This window comes from Nocardioides bizhenqiangii (assembly GCF_034661235.1).
Taxonomy (GTDB): Bacteria; Actinomycetota; Actinomycetes; order Propionibacteriales; family Nocardioidaceae; genus Nocardioides; species Nocardioides bizhenqiangii.
Window position 1 is genome coordinate 1,742,741 of record NZ_CP141059.1, and the last position, 17,441, is coordinate 1,760,181.

The window sequence follows — 17,441 nt, forward strand, 5'->3', positions numbered from 1 at the left end:
CACCGTGAGCCGGCTGACGACGCCGAGAATCCCCCGGGCAGGTTGCTGGTGTTCTGGCGCCGTCTGGTGTCATGGCTGTTGGTGCACTGGCCGGGACGCGTGGTGGTCCGCACCGTAAGGTCGTTCAACCGGGTCGAGTTGTTCGACCGGTCGATGACGATCGCCGCCCAGCTCTTCACGTGCATCTTTCCGATCCTGATCCTGCTGGCCACGTGGGCGACACGGAAGGACGCAGACCGGATCGGCGACTCGGTCAGCATGCCGGAGGAGTCGCGGGTGCTTCTCGAGGAGGCGGTCACCGCCGCCGGGGACGCCGCCTTCGGCATCGTCGGCACGGTGGTCGTGGTGGTGACGGCCACTGGTGTATCGCGGGCTCTTACACGGGCGTTCGCGGCCATCTGGGACCTGCCGCGTCCGAGGAGCAGCCTGGGGCACGTGTGGCGGTGGATCGCGGTCGTCCTGGCGCTGGCGTTCTCGCTTCTGGTGGTCCGCATCGTGGGTCAGCTGGTGAGCGGTGTGCCGCCTGAGACTGTGTGGCCGGCTGCGGTGTCGTTGGTCTGCGACCTGGCCATCGCGATGTTCGTGCCGTGGATTCTCCTGTCCGGCGCCGTGCGCCCGCGCCTCCTGCTCCCGGGCGCGCTGATCATGGCTCTCGTCATGCTTGCGGGGCGGCCGGTCATCGCTGCCTGGTTGCCCGGGGCACTGGAGACCAGCGCCGACCGCTACGGCTCCATCGGCGTCGCGTTCACGTATCTCGCGTTGTTGTACTCGGTGTCGTTCGCCTTCATGGCCACCGCCATCCTTGGCCAGGTGATCGCCACCGATGAGGGAGGACTGGGCCGATGGATCCGGGCCGATGCTGCCGGGGCGGTCATGCAGCCCGACGGGGCCAACGAAGACGAGAAGGCCTCACACGGTTCAGGTGACGACCCCCAACCCGGCTCCTGACATGTTGTGGACATCGAAGCAAGGTCTGACAGCCACCATCATCGAGGAGGGCATTACCATGCGACTACGGGATCGCCGGAGGGGACGACGACTCAGGCACGACGCGCTACCAGATGCGTGAGCAGCTGTGGACGATCGGCGACGACTACTGGATCGAGGACGAGTCCGGACAACGCGCGTTCAAGGTGGACGGCAAGGCGGTCCGGTCCGCGACACGACTGAGTCACGACTCGGGGCACTCCTGCGACAGCGTTGCGGTGAGGGAGGTCAGCGCCGTCTCCAGGCCTCGAAGCGCGGTGACGATACCGGGCGCCTTCTCTTTGAGATTGTCGGTCGTCAGCCCGTCCGCGGCTGTCTGCACGGCAGCGAACGCGGTCTCGAGCTGCCCGACGGCCGGTTGCAGCTCCGCCGAGACCGATGCCACCGCGGTGTCCAGCGCCGTGTTGGTGTCGGCGAGCGCGGCCTCCAGCGCGTTGAGCCCGTCCTGCAGCGGCTCGATGTCCGTCAAAGTCTGGACCGCGGACTTCAGTGCGGCCACGTCTGTGCACCCCGCGGCGGCGGTGGCCGTCGCGAATGGGCTGGACGAGTCGGCCGTGGTGGTCGTATCGCTCGGGTCGCTCGAACCGCAGCTGGCCAGGAAGACCCCAGCGACCACGGCGAGCAGTGCCGATCCGAATCGTCGAGAGCGCTGAGCTGGTCCCATGCGGCCACCATGCGCCCGTTGGGTGACCACCGCATCACCCACACCACATGATCCGAGATTCACACACGTTGGGTGACGCTCCTCCGTCCGGTTCTCCCCATGATGGTGGTGCCGCACGCCCGCAGCTGAGGGAGTACTTCCATGACCAATGGACCAGGCCGCCACGCCCGAGCGATGTTGCCGAACGTCCTGGTCGTACTGGTCGACGATGTGGGCTTCGGCGCCGGCAGCGTCTGTGGTGGTCCGTGCCAGACCCCCACGGCGGAGCGTCTGGCGGCTGGAGGGTTGCGGTACAACCGCTTCTACACGGCCGCTCTGGGCGCGCCGACTCGGCAGGCGCCGGCGAACATCCGCGCGCCCTCGGCAAATGAGCCCGAGAGGACCCCAGAGGTGCAGATGCAGTGGGGGACGCTGTGAGTCAGCAGACGACCGGCCGACCGGGCTGGTTCGAGGCCCATCTGCCCATCCTGGGCTGGGGTCGGCGATACCAGACATCGTGGCTCAGCCGCGACATGGTTGCCGGCCTGACCCTGTGGGGGCTGGTCGTTCCCGAGGGAATGGCCTATGCCGGTATCGCCGGCCTGCCTCCGGAGGCCGGGCTGTACACCGCCATGGGGGGCCTCATCGCGTACGCCGTATTCGGCTCGTCTCGTCAGCTGGTGGTGGTGGGGACCTCTGCGACGGCAGCGTTGCTCGCCGGCACAGTGGTTGCGCTGAAACCTGAGGACGCGGAGACGTACGCGGCGTACGCGGCCGCACTTGTCCTCCTGGTGGGAGTCCTGTTCGTCCTTGCCGGACTGGCCAAGCTCGGCTTCATCGCACAGTTCCTATCGCGCCCGGTGATGGAGGGTTTCGTCCTCGGGCTGGCGATCTTCGTGGCCGTCGGACAGCTGAACAAGCTGTTCGGGGTCGAGAAGGGCGAGGGAAACGTGCCGCGAAAGCTGTGGCACGTCGTGACCCAGCTGGACGAGGCGAACTGGTGGTCGTTCGCAGTGGGGATCGCCGCGTTGGCCGCACTCTTCATACTTCCGCGCATCTCCAAAGCGCTCCCCGGAGGTCTGGTCGTGCTGGCCGGTGGCATCCTTCTGAGCGCGGTGCTCGACCTCTCCGGGAACCACGGAGTGGAGGTAGTGGGCACGCTGCCTTCAGGGCTCCCATCGCCTGGGATCCCTCAGGTGGACGCTGGAGTCCTGTGGACGCTGGTGCCGGCGGCGATCGGGATCCTGCTCGTGTCCTACAGCGAGGCGCTGGGAGTGGCGGGGTCGCTGGCGAACAAGCATGGCTATGACATCGATCCCAACCAGGAGCTCCTCGCTCTCGGCGCCGCCAACCTGTCGTCGGGCTCTCTCGGTGGACTGGTCGCGGGAGGGAGCATGTCGTCGTCGGCGGTGAACGACGGGGCGAAAGCCCGCAGTCAGGTGTCCGGATTGAGCGCGGCGATCTTCGTCGTGCTGACCATCCTCTTCCTGACCCCCATCTTCAAAGATCTGCCGGAGGCTGTGCTTGCGGCGCTGATCATCCATGCGGTGAGCCACCTGATGAGGGTGACCAGTCTCGTGAAGGTGAGGCGTCTCGCTCCCGCAGAGTTCTGGATGGGAATCCTCGCCTTCGCCGGGGTGTTGCTGATCGACGTCCTCGAGGGCCTGGTGATCGCGATGCTGGCATCCCTACTGCTGGTGATCTATCGGTCCAGTCGATCCAGTGTGACGGCCCTTGGCAGGTTGCCTGGTTCGGAGGACCTGTACACGGCCATGGTGCGCAACCCCGATGCAGTCCCGCTGGATGGTGTGCTCATCATCCGGACGGACGAGCCGGTCTACTACGCCAACGCGGTCTCCAACCGCGACGCGGTGAGGGACTTGGTGCGTTCGACGGTTCCTCCTGTCACCACGGTGGTCTTCGACCCCCAGACCCAGCACGACCTCGACTTCACCACGCTGGAGATTCTGACCGAGCTGCTTGACTGGCTGGAGGGGCGGAACATCGAGGTCCACCTCGTCGCGACCCACAGCGACCTGGTCGCCATCGCGAAACGCGCCGGTCTCATCCACCTCGGCGGCCGCGTGCACGTCGCGCCGACGCTGACCGACGTGATCGCGCAACTGAAGCGCAACCCGCCCGCCGAGACCAGCGCTGCCGACTCGTAGCCCGTCAGAGGCGGCCGCACCCCCCGAGGGCCCGGCACGATCACCTTCGGGTTGAACCAGCCGAACGCAGCTGCCACAACCTCGCCTGGAACCGTGCGATCACCCGCTACGGGGGAAGGGGCACCCGTCTCTCGGCGTTATACGCTCATCGCCGTGGAGGATTCCCTCTCGGCCGCCCCTGTGGCTATCGGGCTCGAACGTTCCTTGCTCGAGGTCAAGTTCTCGGTGCCCGAGACTCGTCCGGGCATGGTGAGTCGCACCGAAATGATCGACGCGACCCGGGCAAGTGACTGCCGGGTGGTCGGCGTGACCGCGCCCGCCGGCTATGGCAAGACAACCCTGCTCGCCCAATGGGCACTCGTGGAGGATCGTCGTGTGGCCTGGGTATCCCTGGACCGTTACGACGACGACCCCGGGGTGCTGCTCATCCTGCTGGCCTCGGCCTACGCTCGTGTTTCGCCGGGCAACGACGACCTCGTCGCCGACATGAGTGGCCTATGCGTGGACGCCCTGGGACGGGCCGCGCCCCGCCTCGCCTCGGCATTCAAGTCGAGCCCGCAGCCATTCGTGCTCATGGTGGACGACCTGCAAGAGCTGCAGACGTCGGCGTGCTACGACGCCCTGGGCGTGGCGATCTCGGGGATTCCGCAAGGCTCCCAGTGGGTCGGGGCGAGTCGGTTCGAGCAGCCCCACCTGCCTCGGCTCCGCGCCTCCGGAGACGCGTTGGAGCTCGTGGGCGACGACCTGGCCCTGGATGTGGTCGGGGCCGAGCAGGTCTTCGCCGAAGCCGACGTTGAGGTCTCCCGCGAGGTGGCGACAGAGGTGACCGGGAGGACCGAGGGTTGGCCGGCTGGTCTCTATCTGGCGGCGATGATCGCTCGCTCCGACCGCGACCAGGGGCTCTCGGTGTCCGGAGACGACCGGTACGTGGCCGACTACCTGTACCGCGAGTCCCTGATGCTGTTGCCCAAGAAGACCCAGCGCTTCCTGCGCCGGACGGCGATCCTCGACCAGATGTCCGCCCCCCTGTGCGATGCCGTCCTCGGCGAGTCCGGTAGCCAGGCCCGGCTCCGTGCGCTGGAGGCATCGAATTCGTTCCTGGTCCCGCTCGACCGTCACCGTGAGTGGTTCCGTTACCACGGGCTGTACCGGGAGTTTCTCCTCGGTGAGCTGCGACGCGTCGAGCCCGACGTCATCACCAAGCTGCACCTGCGCGCCGCTGACTGGTACCAGTCCCACGGATCCCCGACCCTGGCCATCGAGCACCTGCTGGACACCTCCGAGCACGACCGGTGCGTCCAGCTGGTCACCGAGCAGGTGCTGCCGATGTACATGGCCGGCCAAGTGCCGACCGTCCAGCGGTGGCTCTCGGCACTGGGCGAATCCGCTGTGCAGGACTACCCACCGTTGGCAGTCCTGGCCGGATGGATCAGCGCACTGACCGGGCAGACCGCGGCGGCGGAACGGTGGGCGGCGGTCATCGACGCCGCCTCGTTCGACCAGACGCCATTGGACGGCAGTGCATCGTTCAGCTCCGCCCGGGCCATGCTGCGTGCAGTCATGTGCGCATCGGGACCCGAGCAGATGATGATCGACGCCGACGTCGCGATGGCCCAGGAGCCGGCCTGGAGCCCGTTTCGCGACACGGCGCTCGTGATGGCCGCGCACGCGCACCTGCTCGCCGGCCACGAGGCCGAGGCCGCGGCGCTGTTCGCCGAGACGATCACCGTCGGCACGAACCTCGGCAACACCGACAATCGCGTTGATGCAGCGGCCGAGCTCGCGCTGCTGGCGACGGATCACGGCAGGTGGGCCGAGGCGGCCGAACGCGTCGGCCAGGCGCTCGAAGTCATCGACGAGCATCGACTGCAGGATTATGCCGTCAGCGTGCTCGCCTTCGCGGTGGCGGCGCGCCTGGCGGTACGCCGTGGCGATCTGGACGAGGCGGACCGACAGCTCACGCGGGCGATGCGAGCCCGACCGTCGTGCACGTTCGTGCTGCCCTTCTTGGCCGTGCGCGCCCGGCTGCAGCTCGCCAAGGTCTACTCCATCCGAGGAGACCAGGCCGCTGCTCGCCACCTGGTGCGAGAGATCGACGAGCTCCTGCTCCACCGACCCGCCCTGGGCGCGCTCGTCGACCAGGTAGCGGAGGTCCGCCAAACGGTGGCCGCGAACGCCCAACTCGGCGCCACCGGCGCAGCACCCCTGACTGGTGCGGAGCTGCGGCTGTTGCCCTACCTTCAGACGCATCTGACGATCGCCGAGATCGGGGAACGGCTGTTCGTCAGCCGCAACACAGTCAGCTCCGAAGTGGCCTCGATCTATCGCAAGCTGGGCGTCTCCTCACGCAACAGCGCGGTACTACAGGCCACCCGAATCGGCCTCCTCGGCGCGTGACCGCCGTCGCCACCAGGCAGGACACCTCACGCGTCGTCGACGTCGTGCCCGAGCGCTAGCGCCAGTTTCGGGGCTGCCGCCACCACGCACGGCAGCCCTACCACCGGTAGAACTGCCACCAACACCTCCACGATCTCGGCAGCCGTCGCACCCGCATTGATCGCAGCATCCGCCTGGGCGCCGAACGAAGGCACGGCCCCACCGACCGCAACTAGGGCGGCGAGCCGTACCAGGGCCAGCGACCTCGGATCGAGGATGGCAGCGGGCCCCTCGAACTGGGGGTCGGAGCCGCAGAGGACCTCCGCCACCACCCGCTCGTCGTGGAGGGAGAGGCGGCGCAACAGGTCGGTGTAGTCCAACGGAAGTTCCTTCTTTCGGGGCAGCACGCAGACCCGGGGGGCTGGCTGGTCCCCCCGTTTTCGGACTCGTCGACGCCATTGAACGGCCGCGCTGCCTGCGTGCGCATCACTCACATGATGTGAAACGCCATCCGTGTGGCGGTGGAGCGAAATGTGATCAGTCAGGGCGACGATCCGGAGGCGGACGTTCGTTTGTCGAGGCTCCGCTTCACACGATCAGGGTGATGACCGGAGCGGCGACCGAGCCTACGTTCCAAATAACCGAGCCCTGAACCTGAGGAGACCACGATGCCCGCCGATGTGACCAATACGCCTGTGCCCGCAGCGATCACGACTCCGGCCCAGGTGGGGTCTGGGATCGGAACCCTGGAGTTCACCGACGGCTACCCGACCGCGGGGACCGCGGAGAAGGTCCGCGACCACCTCGACTACCTGCACGGTGTCGAGACGTTCATGAACACGATCCAGGGGGTGTCCCTTTACGCCATGCGGGAGGGGTTCCTGGAGGCCGGGGTCATGGACGGCGACGTGCTGATCTTCTCCGAGCTGATGGACTCCCGGTCGCTGTTCCTGACCGCGAATGCCGACACGGTGTACTACATCTCCTTCCTTGACCTGTCCGACGGCCCCTTGGTTTTGGAAACACCCCCGGACGCGTTGGGCCTCATCGACGACATCTGGTTCCGCTGGGTCACCGACTTCGGACTGCCCGGCCCGGACCGCGGCCAGGGAGGCACCTACCTGCTGGTCGGCCCCGGCTACGACGGTCCGCTGCCCGAGGGTGGCTACCACGTCCGGCACTCTCGCACCAACCACGTATGGCTGGGCGCCCGCTCGTTCATCAACGAGAACCCGGGCATGGACCCCGGCCCGACCGTCGACGTGATCAAAGAGCGGCTGAAGATCTACCCCTATACACCGGGCGGTGTGGGCAGCAGCATCGGCGCTTTCCTGACCGGGAAGGGGCCGCTCGGCCAGCCAGCCACTGCGCAGAGTCCCCGGTTCGTGGAGGGCACCGGCCTGGCGTTCAACACGATCCCGCCCAACGACTTCGGCCACTACGAGATGCTCGATGCCCTCGTCCAGCTGGAGCCGGCCGAGGCGCTCGACACCGAGGTGGCCGGTCAGTTCGCCGCCCTCGGGATCGTCAAGGACGCGAAGTTCGCACCCGATGATCGGCTGCGGAAGGTCCTCGACGACGCGGTGGCCGCTGGCAATGCTGCGTCCCGGACCCTCGGGATGGGCGCCCACCCGACCGAAGGCTTCCGCTACTACGACCATGACTCCGCATGGTGGAACATGCTGTTCGTCGGTGGGTTCGAGTTCACCAACCCGCCGCCAAACATCACTGCCGAAGGAGTGCAGCCCTTCCCGAACAAGGGGGCGCGGCGACTGCACTCGCGCACGTCGTTCTTCTACGCCGCGACCGGGATCACCCCCGCCATGTGCATGCGGTTGACCGGCGTCGGCTCGCAGTACATGTTCGCCAATCTCGACGCCGCCGGCGACCCATTCGACGGCGGCAAGACCTATCGGCTGAGGCTGCCCAAGGACATCCCGGCGGCCAGGTTCTGGTCGCTCACGCTCTATGACAACCAGACCCGCTCCATGCTGCAGACCGAGCAGCTCTACCCACGGGCCGGAAGCCAGGAGTACCCCTCACCCGCCGCCGAAGCCGAGCCCGACGGCAGCACCGTCATCCACTTCTCACCCACTCGACCCGACGACGTGCCGCCGGGCAACTGGGTCCAGACCGACCCCGAACGAGGCTGGTTCGTCATCCTGCGCCTGTACAGCCCGCTTCAGCCGTTCTTCGACAAGTCCTGGCGAGTCGGCGAGATCGAACCGGTGGCGTAGACCCTCCGGCCGGATATCCCTCCTGCCGGATATCCACGTAGCGAAGAGGGGTCAACATGGGTGAGGCATTCGTCTGGGGGCTGGTCGCCAGCACCTCTCTGGTGATCGGCGCGCTCTTCGCGTTCTGGTTCCATATCAGCCTCCGGGCGATCGGCCTGATCATGGGCTTCGGTGCCGGCGTACTGATCAGCGCAGTGTCGTTCGACCTGATCGAAGAAGCGGCCGAGACGTCCCTGGGCTCCGGCTGGGTCGCCGCGGGGGTGTTCGCCGGCTGTTTGGTCTTCTTCGGCGGAGATCGGCTCATCGACCGGCTCGGCGGCGGCGGACGCAAGGACGCCACAGGCGGTGAGGACGCCACGGACGGGGAAGAGGAGGGCGGCTCCGCGCTGCCCATCGTGCTCGGCACCGTGCTCGACGGGATACCGGAGTCGATGGTGATCGGTCTGACGATCTACGAGGGCGGAGCGGTGGGCGCCGCCTATCTGGCCGCGGTCTTCCTGTCCAACCTGCCCGAGTCCATCTCGGCCACCACCGGCCTCCTGAAGGGAGGCTGGAAGAAGTCCCGGCTCCTATGGATGTGGATCGGGATCGCCGTGATCTCCGGCCTCTCCTCCCTCACCGGCTACGCGGTCTTCCAGGACTCCTCAGACGACACCGTCGCCTTCGTCCTGGCGTTCGCCGCGGGCGCGATCCTCACCATGCTCGCCAACACGATGATGCCCGAGGCATTCAAGCACGGCGGCAAGCTGGCCGGGGTCATCACCACGCTCGGTTTCGTAGTCGCCTACTCGATCCACGCGCTCGCGTGAGCCGCCAACTCACCGCGACGTACCGCGACAACGACGGCGGGACGAGATCCCTCAGGAGGGCTCACGATGGCCGACGAGAATGAGCCAGGTCCTGCACCGTCATCAGCGACTGACGCACACAGGGACGGGATGACGAGCGTCCGCGCTGAGTTGTCGCCGGCCAGGCGACGTCGCCTCATCGGTCGCGGCCTGCTCAAAGCGGCGGCCTCGACCTTGGTGCTGGTGGTGTTGTACTTCGTCTCACCGCTCGAGCGCGTGGACGGTGTCCCCGTGGGCGTGTCTCTCGTCGTCGGGCTGCTGTTACTCCTCGGCGTGTGCACATGGCAGATACGTGCGATCCCGCGGGCAGCCCACCCGGGGGTGCGTGCGATCGAAGCGCTAGCAATCACCGCACCGCTATTCCTCTTGCTGTTCGCGGCGGCCTACTTCGTCATGGCACAAGACGATCCCGAGAGCTTCAACGTCCAAGGATTGACGCGGTCAGATGCGCTGTACTTCACGGTCACGGTCTTCGCGACCGTCGGCTTCGGCGACATCTCGGCCACCAGTCAGATCGCGCGACGTCTCGTCACGGTCCAGATACTGCTGGATCTACTCGTGCTCGGCCTGGGGATCCGAGTGTTCGCCGGCGCCGTTCAACGCGGCCGTGAACGGCAATGACCCGAATCGATTGCACCCACGCGGGATCGCTCCTAGCAGGACGCGGACGACAGCACACGGGCTCCGATCGGCGCGGAGTTGCTCGCCCGGTCGCTAGTGTGGCCTAGATGTCGCGGTACAGAGAACCGGGTGGCGAGCAGAGAACGGAGTCTGCCGCCGCTGCTCGCCGGGCCGGCCGTGGCCCAGCGTGACGTCCACGGGCAGCACGAGATGTGTCCAGGATTCGACCTGCCTCCACTTACCCTCCGGAATCAATCGGGAGCGTGACGAGTTCGTCGGATACAGTCGGAACCGTCAGCGAGGACTCCTCCTCATCAAAACAGAGGATCCGGCTGCATCCCGCATTGATGCGTACCGGTCGGCAACGTGCCGATCCAAGCCAGAGGTCTCAGGTTCAAATCCGCGGCGCCACGCGGCGCCACTGCTCTTCGCGTTCGCACTCGACTGCGGCTTGTTCTCTCCCTTGCATGTTGTCCGGGGCAAACACGGTGTGGGGTCAGGCGAGCCCCAGATGGTGACTCGCAAAGTCCGGCGATTAGGTCACGCATTGGTCACGGATTGAGTGACGGCCACTGAAAGCCAGTCACGACGGGTGAGTGATGTATGCCCAGGTCAGGGGGCATTTCTGAGAGCTTGCGAAAGTTGGTGAAAGTGCTCGTGTTAATCGGAGGGTTGTTGGTTCGAGTCCAACCGGGGGAGCCAGACGACGGGCCCCTGATCTGCGCGAGCAGGTCAGGGGCCCGTCTCCGTTGGTCAGCGGGGGAGGTCGCGCAGGATCCGCTGGCTGGCGAGCTTGCCGGGAGCACCGATCACGCAGCCGCCGGGGTGGGTGCCCGACCCGCACTGGTAGTAGCCGTCGATCGGCGTGGCGTACTGGCTCCAGCCCGGCGCGGGGCGGAAGAAGTACATCTGCGGCGCCAGGAACTCGCCGGCGAAGATGTTGCCCTCGGTGAGCCCGGTGCGGGTCTCGATGTCGACGGGCGTGACCACCTCGCGGTGCAGCACCAGGTCGCCGAAGCCCGGGAAGTGCGACTCGAGCACGGCCTGCGCCTTGTCGCCGAAGGCGTCGCGCTCGGTCTCCCAGTCGCTGCCCTTCAGCTCGTACGGCGCGTACTGCACGAAGCAGGACATGACGTGCTTGCCCGGCGGGGCCATGTCGGGGTCCACGACAGACTGGATCGCGGCGTCCATGTAGGGCCGCTCGGAGTACCAGCCGTACTTGGCGGCGTCGAAGGCGCGCTCGACGTACTCGATGGTGGGGCCGATGTTGAGGAAGCCGCCGTAGTGGTCGACGGTATCCGGCAGGGCCGGAAATACCGGCAGCCCGTCGAGGGCGAAGTTGACCTTGGCCGAGACCCCCCGGAACTTCATCCGCCGCACGTTGTCGACCAGGTCGAGCGGGAGCTCGCGGGGCTCCACGAGGTCGAGGAAGGTGCGCCGCGGGTCCAGCGCCGAGACCACGACCGGCGCCCGGAACTCGGTGCCGTCGTCCAGGACGACGCCGACCGCGCGGCCGTTGTCGGTCAGCACGGAGGCCACCGGTGCGCCCAGCCGGATCTCGGCGCCGTAGGCCCGCGCCGCCCGGGCCAGCACCTGGGTGAAGCCGCCGTTGCCGCCCTTGTGGAAGGCCCACGAGCCGAGGTGGCCGTCGTGCTCACCCATCTTGTGGAAGAGCAGCACCAGGCCGGAGCCCGGCGACATCGGCCCGACCTTCGAGCCGATGATGGAGGACGACGCGTGGTAGCCCTTGATCGCCTCGTGCTCGAAGTAGTCGTCGAGCAAGTCGGCGGCGCTGCCGGTCAGCAACCGAACGACGTCGTGCATCGTCTTCCGGTCGACACCCTTGAGGTGGTCGACGAGCCACTTCACGTCGACGGCGTCGTCGGGGTCGCTGCCGAAGATGTTGGGAGGGGGGTTGTCGAAGAGCGGGCGGATCGCCCGGCACACCCGGTCGAGGTCGTGGTGGTAGCGCTCGTAGGCGTCGGCATCGCGCGGCGAGTGCCGGCGGATCTCCTGGATGTTCTGGGCGTGGTCGTCGCCGAACAGCAGGTAGTCGCCGTCGCCGGTGGGGTGGAACGACGACGGCATCATCAGCGGCAGGAAGCCGTGCTTCACCAGGTCGAGCTCGTGGATGATCTCCGGCCGCAGCAGGCTCAGCGCGTACGAGAACGTCGTGAACGAGAACCCGGGCATCAGCTCCTCGGTGATGGCGGCGCCGCCGACGAGGTCGTTCTTCTCCAGCACCAGGGTGCGCAGCCCGGCTTTGCCGAGGTACGCCGCGTTGGTGAGGCCGTTGTGACCGCCACCCACGACGATCGCGTCGAAGTCGTGCGAGCTCATGCCTTCCTCACTCATCCTTTTTCCGGGCAGGGTCGAAGAACGGCATCGAGGCCGTGGTGACCTTCACCGTCGTGTTGTGGTGGGCGATCGCGAGCTCGAGCCGAAGGTCGGTGCCGACCGCCGCGAGCTCGGGGCGGACCCGGGCGATGCCGACGTGCCGCTGCAGCATCGGCGAGTACACCAAGCTCGTGCAGTAGCCGACCTCCGCCCGATCGTTGTCCCGCACCATCGACTCGTAGGGCAACGGGTGCTCGGACTTCGGCGGGAACAGGCCGACCTCGCGGTGGATCCGGTCCCAGTCGGCGGGGTCGACGACGATGCCGGTGGTCGCCCAGCGGGATGTGCCGTCGAGGAGCTCGCGGCGGATCGCCTCGGACCCGACGAACCGCCGGGAACCGTCGCGGACGCCGCGAAGCATCCAGCCGAAACCCAGCTCCTTGGGGGTGACGCAGTCGGCGTCGCTCATCGCCAGTCGGGCGTCGTGCCACTCGATGTCGATGAGCGGGAGGCCGGCCTCGATGCGCAGCGTCATCAGCGCCTCCTCCCCGAACGGGCGGATGCCGTGGGTGGACCCGGCGTCGAGCACCGCGTCGAGCACGGCGACCGCGCTGTCGGCCCCGACGGTGATCTCGAACCCGAGGTCGCCGGTGTAGCCGGTGCGCGAAAGGGTCACCGCCGCGTCGGCCACCTTGGCCGGCGAGTGGCCGAAGAACGCCAACGTCTCGGCCTCGGGCATCAGGGCGGCGAGCACCGCCCGGGAGCGCGGTCCCTGGACGGCGAGCATCCCGTAGGCCCCGGACACGTCCTCGAGGTGCACCCGCAGGCCGGACGCCAGCTCATCGAACCACGAGAGCGCGGGGCGGCCCGCGGTGAGCAGGAAGTCGTCAGCGGAATGGCGGAACGCGACACCGTCGTGCATGACGAAGCCACGGTCGTCGCACCACGCCGTGTACTGCGCCTGGCCCGGCCGGCAGGTGCGGATGTCCCGCACCAGCGCGCCGGACAGCAGCCGCTCGGCGTCGGGCCCGGTGATGCGGTACTTGTACAGGGGCGAGGTGTCGAAGACGCCGACTGCGTTGCGCACCGCGAAGTACTCGTGCTTCGGCGCGTGGGTGTACCGCAGCGCGGACAGCTGCCCCTGCCAGTGTGTGTAGAGGCCCTGGGTGTTGAGCTCGCTCAGGCGTGGGTGGAAGGGCGTGGTCGTGATCATCGCGTCAACAGGCTAGTTGCTACTGACCTGAGAGTCAGTAGCGCTCAGTCATTTCCGGGGCGGAGTCGATCCAGGACCCAGGCGTAGATCTCGGCCTCGTACCCGAGGTGGGCGAACCGGCCTGCGGGCCCGACATGGGCGCCGGCGCCGGTCTCGACCCGGAACAGACAACGCGGTGACCATCCTGGATCGGTCTCGCGCAGTCGGGCGACCCACTTGGCCGGCTCGAAGACCATCACGCGCGGGTCGTGCAGCGCCCCGGTCACGAGCAGGTCGGGTCGGGGGCCGCTGGGCGGGTTGTCGTACGGCGAGTAGGCGAGCATCCAGTCGAAGTCCTCCCGCCGGCGTGGGTCCCCCCACTCGTCCCACTCGGTGATGGTCAGCGGGATCGAGGCGTCGAGCATCGTGGTCACCACGTCGACGAAAGGCACCTCGGCGACCACGGCCCGCCATCGGTCCGGCCGCTGGCTGAAGACCGCGCCCTGCAGCAGTCCGCCGGCACTCAACCCACGGGTGGCGAGCCGCTCGCCGTCGACGAGCCCAGCCAGCCCGTCGGCCGCGGCGGCGTAGTCGGTGAACGTGTTCTGCTTGTGCTCCAGCCGTCCCCCCAGCCACCACCGCCGACCGCCCTCTCCGCCGCCCCGGACGTGGGCATGGACGTAGACGACCCCGCGGTCCAGCAGTGAGGGGATCGCGGGGTCCCACTCCTGGTCCGGGTAGACGGCCTCGTAGGCGCCGTACCCGTAGAACAGGGCGGGTGCGGTGCCGTCGAGCGGGGTGTCCCGGTGGCGCACCAGCGTGACCGGCACGGGAGTCCCGTCGGGGGCCGGAACGCTTCGGCTCTCGCAGACGTACGCCGACGCGTGGTGGCCCGGCGCTCGGCGCCTCAGCAGCTCGGTGCGCTCGCCAGTCCGGAGGCTGACCGCCGACCAGACCGGCGGCTCGATGTAGGACTGGTCCTCCACGGTCACCGTCGTGGCGTGGTGGTCGGTGTTGGGCCCGATTTCCACCGTGCCGCGGTCGAACGCCGGCTCGATCACGATGCCGTCGCCGTCCAGCGCGTCGAGCGGCAGGATCCGTAGCCGGTGCTGGGTCTGCGACCGGAAGCTCAGCACGGCGTGTCCGGCGAACCCGTCCACCCGCTCCAACCGCTCGTCGGGGCGCTCCGCCCGCGCCGGCGACCACGACGTGTGGTCCTGGTCCGAATCGCTGGGCACCGGACAGCGGGCGAGTCGGAACTCGGTGGCGTCGTCGTTGGTGACCAGCAGCAGCGTGTCCGTGCCGTCGGGGAGGACGACGTGCTCGGCGTGGTACTCGACGCCCGGGCGCCGTCCGCCGACCGAGCGCGGCGGCGACGTCGGCGACGCGGCGTCGACCACCCACACCTCGCGGGTGTCCCGGCTCTCCGACCAGATGACGACCAAGGCGCCGCTTCGCGTCGCCCTGATGCTCAGCTCGAAGCGCTCGTCCGGCTCCTCGAGGACGAGCACGTCGTCGGCCACTGGCGCGCCGAGCTCGTGGCGCCACACCTGGAAGGGGCGGTAGGCGTCGTCGTGGACCGTGTAGAAGAACTGGTCCGACCCGCTGCTCCAAGCGCCTCCGTAGTACGTGCGCGGTGCCACCTCGGGCAGGTCGGCGCCGGTCTCGAGGTCACGGAACCGCAGCTCGTAGACCTCGTCGCCGGTGCGGTCGACCGAGTAGGCCAGCCACTTCTGGTCGGGGCTGACGACCGACAGTCCGAGCTCGACGTACCCGGAATCGTCGACCAGCTCGTTGACGTCGAGGAGGACCTCAGTGGTATCGGAATCGTCCTTTTCCCGCAACAACTGTGGATGTTCTCTTCCAGCGGGAAGAGCCGTGTAGTAGGAACAGCCTTGGAGTCGCCAACTGACTGTTCGATCAGTAGCGGGCACTCTGCCCAGCATCTCGGACCGTAGGGTCTCGACGAGGGAGTTCAGATGTCCGGTCGCGGTGTCGTACCAGAGTCGCTCGGCCTCGAGGTGAGCGAGCAGGACGGGGGAGTCCGTCCGACGCATCCAGTGGTAGGGATCGGCGCGCACCTCTCCGTGCTCGGTGTGCTCGTGCGCTTCGCGCGGCGCCTGGGGCGGGCTGAGCGGGATGGTCACACCCGGCACCGTAGACCCGTCCGCGGGTTCGTGGCGGCCGCGGGCACCCTGGTCGTCGGTCTGCTGCTGGCGACGGTCGGCGCGTCCCCGGTGCAGCCGGCCGGCGCGGCGGCGGACGACGAGCCGGTGACCTTCACCGTCGCATTCCTGGACGAGGTCGACTCGTTCAACCCGTTCAACGGATTCCAGGCCACGTCGTACGAGATGTGGGCGCTGATGTACGACTACATGGTCGGCTACTCCATGGAGGACATCTCGCCGGCGCCCGCCCTCGCGACGTCGTGGGAGACGTCCGAAGACGGCCTGACGTGGACCTTCGACATCCGCGAGGGAGTCGACTGGTCCGACGGGGAGCCGCTGACCGCAGGCGACATCGCCTACACCTACAACCGGATCATCGACGGTGGTCCCGAGTCCGGGAACTGGGGCACCTATCTGACGTCGGTGGAGACCGTCACCGCTCCCGATGACACGACCGTGGTGCTCGAGCTCTCGAAGCCGAACGCCGTCCTGCCCCTGCTGCCGATCCCGATCCTTCCCGAGCACATCTGGTCCGACGTGGCCGAGGACGACGTGAAGTCCTACCGCAACGAGCCCTCAGACGGCGAGCCCGTGGTGGGCTCGGGCCCGTTCCGGCTCGTCGAGGGAACGGCCGGCGGCTCGACGTACCTCTTCGAGGCCAACCCCGACTACTACGGAGGCACGCCCCACGTCGACCGGGTGGCGTTCCGTGTTTACAAGAGCGAGGACCCCGCGGTCCAGGCGATCATCAAGGGCGAGGTCGACTTCGTCGACGACATCAGCCCGATCCAGGTCGAAGCCCTGCAGGGCCGTGACGGCATCCACGCCCAGAACGGCGTCTCGCCCTACTTCGAGGAGATCGCTTTCAACGTCGGCGCGGTCGACCCCGAGACCGGTGAGCCCCTGGGCGACGGCAACCCGGCGCTGGAGGACCCCGCCTTCCGGTACGCCCTCGGCTTCGCGCTGGACAACGAGCGGCTGGTCGAGGCCGCCTACCAGGGCGCCGCGGTCCCCGGCGACACGTTCATCCCGACGGCCTACGAGTCCTGGCGGTGGGAGCCGCCCGAGGACGTGGCGTTCACGTTCGACCTCGACCGGGCCGGCGAGCTCCTGGACGAGGCGGGCTACGAGGTCGGCTCCGACGGGCTTCGCACCATGCCCGACGGCAGCGAGATCGGCACCATCCGGCTGTTCGCGCGCACCGAGGAGCCGAGGTCCCAGACCATCATGGAGTTCTTCCAGGAGTGGCTCGCCGAGATCGGCATCGAGTCCGAGGTCAGCGTGATGGAGAGCAACCAGCTCACCGACGTCATCCTCGACGGCAACTTCGACGCGTTCCACTGGGGCTGGTTCGTCGAGCCCGACCCGGACTCGATCCTCTCGGTCTTCCTCTGCGACGCGCGCGGCGGGTCGTCGGACTCGTGGTACTGCAACCCTGAGTTCGACGAGCTCTACGCGTCCCAGAACGCCGAGCTCGACGATGAGAAGCGGATCGAGACGGTCCAGCGGATGCAGGAGATCATCTACCGCGACGCGCCCTACCTCGTCACGGCGTACACGACGTACGGCCAAGCGGTGCGCACCGACCGGTTCGCGTGCTTCCAGCCACAGCCGGATCCCGACGGCGTGCTGCTCGTGCAGTACGGCGCGTTCAATTACACGTTGCTCAGGCCCGCCGACGAGGCCGGCGACTGCGACGGCATCGAGTCCGCCGTCGGCGCGTCCTCCTCGTCGGGTGATGACGACGACGGAACCAGCAACGGCGTACTGATTGCCGGCGGCGTGCTGCTCGCGCTGCTGCTCGTCGGTGGCGTCGTGTTCGCCCTGCGCCGGCGGTCCTCGGCGGACGCCCGGGAGTGAGATC

The 17,441-nt window shown here is 67.9% G+C and carries 13 protein-coding genes; 8 read left to right on the plus strand and 5 right to left on the minus strand.

Features of this window, described 5'->3' with window-relative positions; genetic code table 11:
- Positions 1–48 precede the first annotated feature (48 nt).
- Positions 49–948 carry a YhjD/YihY/BrkB family envelope integrity protein gene (locus SHK19_RS08505; RefSeq protein ID WP_322938388.1) on the plus strand — a complete coding sequence of 300 codons (900 nt, stop codon included), beginning with the start codon at positions 49–51 and terminating at the stop codon, positions 946–948.
- Positions 949–1,171: 223 nt separating this feature from the next.
- Here the strand turns inward: SHK19_RS08505 and SHK19_RS08510 are convergent, their stop codons facing one another.
- Positions 1,172–1,651 (minus strand): hypothetical protein, encoded by a 480-nt coding sequence (locus SHK19_RS08510; RefSeq protein ID WP_322938389.1) that lies wholly within the window; start codon positions 1,649–1,651, stop codon positions 1,172–1,174.
- Between the two features lie 174 nt (positions 1,652–1,825).
- Here SHK19_RS08510 and SHK19_RS22095 point away from each other — a divergent pair, with 174 nt between their 5' ends.
- The 3 genes from SHK19_RS22095 to SHK19_RS08520 all read left to right on the plus strand — a co-directional run bounded on the left by SHK19_RS22095 (position 1,826) and on the right by SHK19_RS08520 (position 6,195).
- The gene (locus tag SHK19_RS22095) at positions 1,826–2,068 is read left to right on the plus strand and encodes a sulfatase-like hydrolase/transferase (protein ID WP_405030491.1); all 243 of its coding nucleotides are present in this window, start codon (positions 1,826–1,828) and stop codon (positions 2,066–2,068) included.
- Positions 2,065–3,798: a SulP family inorganic anion transporter gene (locus tag SHK19_RS08515; protein ID WP_322938390.1), complete on the plus strand. Its 1,734-nt coding sequence runs from the start codon at positions 2,065–2,067 to the stop codon at positions 3,796–3,798. Before SHK19_RS22095 ends, SHK19_RS08515 begins: the two co-directional genes overlap by 4 nt.
- A 153-nt stretch (positions 3,799–3,951) precedes the next feature.
- Positions 3,952–6,195 (plus strand): LuxR C-terminal-related transcriptional regulator, encoded by a 2,244-nt coding sequence (locus SHK19_RS08520; RefSeq protein WP_322938391.1) that lies wholly within the window; start codon positions 3,952–3,954, stop codon positions 6,193–6,195.
- 26 nt (positions 6,196–6,221) lie between these two features.
- Here SHK19_RS08520 and SHK19_RS08525 read toward each other — a convergent pair whose 3' ends face one another.
- Positions 6,222–6,554, minus strand: coding sequence for a carboxymuconolactone decarboxylase family protein (locus SHK19_RS08525; RefSeq protein ID WP_322938392.1), 333 nt, complete (start codon positions 6,552–6,554; stop codon positions 6,222–6,224).
- A 288-nt stretch (positions 6,555–6,842) separates the two neighbouring features.
- Between SHK19_RS08525 and SHK19_RS08530 the strand changes: the two genes are divergently transcribed.
- The 3 genes from SHK19_RS08530 to SHK19_RS08540 all read left to right on the plus strand — a co-directional run bounded on the left by SHK19_RS08530 (position 6,843) and on the right by SHK19_RS08540 (position 9,880).
- The gene (locus SHK19_RS08530; protein ID WP_322938393.1) at positions 6,843–8,411 is read left to right on the plus strand and encodes a DUF1254 domain-containing protein; all 1,569 of its coding nucleotides are present in this window, start codon (positions 6,843–6,845) and stop codon (positions 8,409–8,411) included.
- 56 nt (positions 8,412–8,467) lie between these two features.
- Positions 8,468–9,220, plus strand: a complete 753-nt coding sequence (locus SHK19_RS08535) for a ZIP family metal transporter (protein WP_322938394.1) — start codon at positions 8,468–8,470, stop codon at positions 9,218–9,220.
- 129 nt (positions 9,221–9,349) lie between these two features.
- Positions 9,350–9,880 (plus strand): potassium channel family protein, encoded by a 531-nt coding sequence (locus SHK19_RS08540; RefSeq protein WP_322938395.1) that lies wholly within the window; start codon positions 9,350–9,352, stop codon positions 9,878–9,880.
- A 753-nt stretch (positions 9,881–10,633) separates the two neighbouring features.
- Here the strand turns inward: SHK19_RS08540 and SHK19_RS08545 are convergent.
- The 3 genes from SHK19_RS08545 to SHK19_RS08555 are packed head-to-tail and all read right to left on the minus strand — an operon-like array spanning position 10,634 to position 15,490.
- Positions 10,634–12,220 carry a phytoene desaturase family protein gene (locus SHK19_RS08545; protein WP_322938396.1) on the minus strand — a complete coding sequence of 529 codons (1,587 nt, stop codon included), beginning with the start codon at positions 12,218–12,220 and terminating at the stop codon, positions 10,634–10,636.
- A 7-nt stretch (positions 12,221–12,227) separates the two neighbouring features.
- Entirely contained in the window at positions 12,228–13,430 is a 1,203-nt protein-coding gene (locus SHK19_RS08550; protein ID WP_322458143.1) for an aminomethyltransferase family protein, read from the minus strand.
- A gap of 44 nt (positions 13,431–13,474) precedes the next feature.
- Entirely contained in the window at positions 13,475–15,490 is a 2,016-nt protein-coding gene (locus SHK19_RS08555; RefSeq protein WP_322938397.1) for a prolyl oligopeptidase family serine peptidase, read from the minus strand.
- On the opposite strand from SHK19_RS08555, the gene SHK19_RS08560 reads away from it, so the two are divergent.
- Complete coding sequence (locus tag SHK19_RS08560; protein WP_322938398.1) at positions 15,389–17,437, plus strand: ABC transporter substrate-binding protein; 2,049 nt, start codon at positions 15,389–15,391, stop codon at positions 17,435–17,437. The two genes, SHK19_RS08555 and SHK19_RS08560, sit on opposite strands and share 102 nt — an antisense overlap.
- Positions 17,438–17,441 lie beyond the last annotated feature (4 nt).